At 64.8% G+C, this 3,338-nt stretch carries 5 protein-coding genes; 3 read left to right on the top strand and 2 right to left on the bottom strand.

Translation table 11 applies throughout. The features are described 5' to 3' along the window. Window positions 1–205 (top strand): hypothetical protein (locus VEI45_RS11280; RefSeq protein ID WP_324853127.1); only part of this gene is annotated, 205 nt, incomplete at its 5' end. A gap of 286 nt (window positions 206–491) precedes the next feature. Here VEI45_RS11280 and VEI45_RS11275 read toward each other — a convergent pair. Further along, window positions 492–980 (bottom strand): DUF2231 domain-containing protein, encoded by a 489-nt coding sequence (locus VEI45_RS11275; protein WP_324853125.1) that lies wholly within the window; start codon window positions 978–980, stop codon window positions 492–494. A gap of 4 nt (window positions 981–984) precedes the next feature. Beyond that, window positions 985–1,647, bottom strand: a complete 663-nt coding sequence (locus VEI45_RS11270) for a helix-turn-helix domain-containing protein (protein ID WP_324853123.1) — start codon at window positions 1,645–1,647, stop codon at window positions 985–987. 90 nt (window positions 1,648–1,737) lie between these two features. Between VEI45_RS11270 and VEI45_RS11265 the strand changes: the two genes are divergently transcribed. After that, window positions 1,738–2,952 (top strand): cytochrome P450, encoded by a 1,215-nt coding sequence (locus VEI45_RS11265; protein ID WP_324853122.1) that lies wholly within the window; start codon window positions 1,738–1,740, stop codon window positions 2,950–2,952. Continuing rightward, window positions 2,946–3,338: SDR family NAD(P)-dependent oxidoreductase (locus VEI45_RS11260; protein WP_324853120.1), on the top strand; the 393-nt coding region annotated here is incomplete at its 3' end. The genes VEI45_RS11265 and VEI45_RS11260, both read left to right, overlap by 7 nt.

Raw genomic sequence — 3,338 nt, 5'->3', positions numbered from 1 at the left:
AGCGACCCCCACGGGCAACAGCTGCGGGACGTATTTTGGAACCACTCGCCATCGTGATGCCCGTGATGCCGACGCCATCTCGCCCGGACCGGAGCTCACGCCAGACAAAGCCCACGACGATGTGGTCGGCGCGGCCGCGGTGACCTGCACGCGGCACGGCGGGGCGTCAGCAACCGAATCGGCGCTACTGACGGGGCGGAGTTGATGGGCACTCCCGCCGAGGGCAAAGAAAACGGCGGCCGGAGCGGCGACTACAGCCGAGACGACAGGTGATTTCCGCCGATCACTGGCTAATCGGTGTCGCCCCACGGCAAGCAGCTTACGGGCAAATCACGGAATAGTCACGATCGGATAACGACCGACCTCGTGACGGGCTGGGGACCCAAGCCCCTGCATGACGCGGATTGCGGCTCGTGTGGTCACGGCACACGACACGCACCGGCGACGTATTCGGCGGTGGTAAGGACGCTAGGAGGTTGCAGGCTCGACCATTACGTTCCGTTGGCCTTCTTCAGCCTGGCTATCTGGCCACCCCACACCGACTGGGAGCCGGCATCACCGACTCGGTAGACCTGAATCATCGACGAGATGCCCACGGCAAGAGCGGCAATCGCGACAACTGTCCGGGTGAGCACTCTGCGCGTGTCCTGTCGACGTTCGCGCACATGCAGAACAAGGATCGCGATCGCGACGACGAGCAACGCGGCCGAGAAGTACGACATCCATTCGCCTCGGGCGGCGTGTTCGCTCAATATCGGGGTCGGGTTGCCCTTCAGGTCGATCAGCCATTCACCCGCGTTGATCGTGATGGGCGTCAGCGCAGCTATGACGGCGGCGAGTATCACCGTGGGCCACACCAAACCGCGCCGTGCTGCCGGCCACAGCGCGCACAGGATCACCAGCAGAGCGGTCAATGGAACCAGGACCACGATGAAGTGGACAAATAACACGTGGGCCGGCAGGCCGTTGATTTCGCTCATGGCATTACAGGGTCTCAGATCGACCCGGTGCGCCCCCGTCCATGGGCCAGCCACCAGATAGTGGTGCAAAACGAAGGGCGGCGGCCCGGGGCAGCGGCCGCCGTACGTCGGTCGATATCGCGTCGAGCATCAGGGCGACGTAGCGACGCCAGCCGTCACTGTCCGAATCCATCGTCCACAGCACGCTGTGCAGCATCGCGATCAGACGCGGCAGGTCGTCGGCGACCAGGTCGGCGCGGACGACGCCGGCCTGCTGGCCCCGTCGGGCAAGCTCGCTGAGCGCCTCATACAGCTCGGTCGAGATGTCGGGGGTCAGCGAGCCGGCCCTGCGTGCCGCGGTCAGAAGGTTGTGTTGGCGGGCGCCCAGCGATATCGCCGCGTCAATCAGCTGGGCGAGACCGCGGAGCGGGTCATCGGCGCGCCGGACGGCCTCGATCGTCGGCGTGAGGTCCTCGGCGATGCATTGATCCAGCGCAGCCCGGATCAGGTCGGCCTTGGTCGGAAACCTGCGATAGAGCGTTCGCTCCCCCACGCCTGCGCGGCGGGCGATCGCCTCGATCGACGCCTCGGGGCCCAGCTCGTCGTAGACGTCCCGCGCGGCCCGCAGGATCCGCTCGGCGTTGCGGGCCGCATCGGCTCGCAACGGGCGATCGGAAACCGCAGTCATAGCGACAGCGTAACTGACAGTTGACTGCCAATCAGCCGGGTCCTACGCTCGGGTAATTGGCAGCCAGCTGACAATTATAGGGAAAGGCCCATGACGGCAACAACTTCCGACTTGTGCCCCGAGACGGGGCTTCCAGTCATACCAGCCCAGCGGGCTGCGCACTGCCCGCTCGCACCGCCGCCCGAATTCGCGAGCTGGCGAGACCAGCCCGGGCTGCAACGCGCGATCTACCACGGCGAGCCGGTGTGGGTGGTCAGCCGCTATCAAGACATCCGAGCCGCACTGGTCGATCCGCGGTTGTCCGCGGATACGCTTCCCGACACCCTGAAACCGCAGAGCGGCGACACCACGGCGATCATGTTCGCTCGGACGGACGACCCCGAGCACCATCGGTTGCGACGCATGATGACCAGTGACTTCACCTTCAGGCGTTGCGAAGCGATGCGGCCACAGATTCAGGAACTTGTTGACACATTTCTCGGCGAGATGATCGACGGCGGCGCGCCGGCTGACCTAGTCCGCGAATTCGCGCTGCCGGTGCCGTCATTGGTGATCGCACTGCTGCTTGGCGTGCCGTCCGAAGACCTGGCCGCCTTCCAGCAGTACACCGGAGTTGGCCTGGATACCAAGTCCACCGATGAGGAAAAGACGCAGGCCTTTACTTCGATGTACGGCTACATCGAAGAGTTGGTGCTGCGCAAGGAACGCGACCCCGGCGACGACCTGATCAGCCGACTGGTCACCGAGCAGGTGGCGACCGGCCAGCTCAACCGCGAAACCGCGGCCCTGTCGGGGATGACCATGCTGGTCGCCGGCCACGAGACGACGGCCAACATGATTTCGTTGGGAACCGTTGCGCTGCTTGAGCATCCCGACATCTTCACGCGACTGGGCCAGACCGACGATCACGCGGTCATCGCAAACATCGTCGAGGAGCTCATGCGTTATCTCACCATCGTGCACGGCCAGGTGGATCGGGTGGCGACCGAAGATCTCACCCTCGGCGGTCAGTTGATCCGCGCCGGGGACAAGCTGTTGATGAACCTGCCCGCCGGAAACTGGGACAGCGAATTCGCCGAGAACCCGGAGACTTTCGACATCGAGCGAAACACCCGTGGGCACGTGGGTTTCGGCTACGGCGTACACCAATGCATCGGAGCCAACTTGGCCCGAGTCGAAATGCAAGTCGCGTTCGCCACGTTGGCACGCCGGCTACCCGGGCTGCAATTGGCGGTAGCGCCGGATGAGCTGAAGTTCAAAGACGCTGACATTTACGGCATGAAAGAACTGCCGGTCAGATGGTGAGTCTCGACGACATGCGGTTCGACGAGCAGGTTGCGGTGGTCACCGGTGCCGGTGGTGGCTTAGGCAGGCAGTACGCGCTGCTGCTGGCATCGCGCGGCGCGCGCGTCGTCGCCAACGACACCGGCGGTTCGGTGACCGGAACGGGCTCGGACAGCAGCGCTGCGAACGCCGCCGCGGAGGAGATATGCCGGCAGGGCGGTGAGGCCGTCGCCGACACCAACAGCGTGAGCAGCCCACAAGGCGGACAGGCGATCATCGACACCGCGCTGCGCACCTGGGGCCGAGTGGACATCGTGATCAACAATGCTGGCATCGTCTGCGACGCGCCGTTCGAGGACCTCACCGCCGATCTGCTCGAGCCCCTGTTGGATGTGCACTTGAAGGGC

Origin of the sequence: Mycobacterium sp., assembly GCF_035623875.1 — a bacterium.
Taxonomy (GTDB): domain Bacteria; phylum Actinomycetota; class Actinomycetes; order Mycobacteriales; family Mycobacteriaceae; genus Mycobacterium.
Note: the sequence above shows the minus strand (reverse complement) of the source record. Positions and strands in the feature narration are given on the sequence as shown.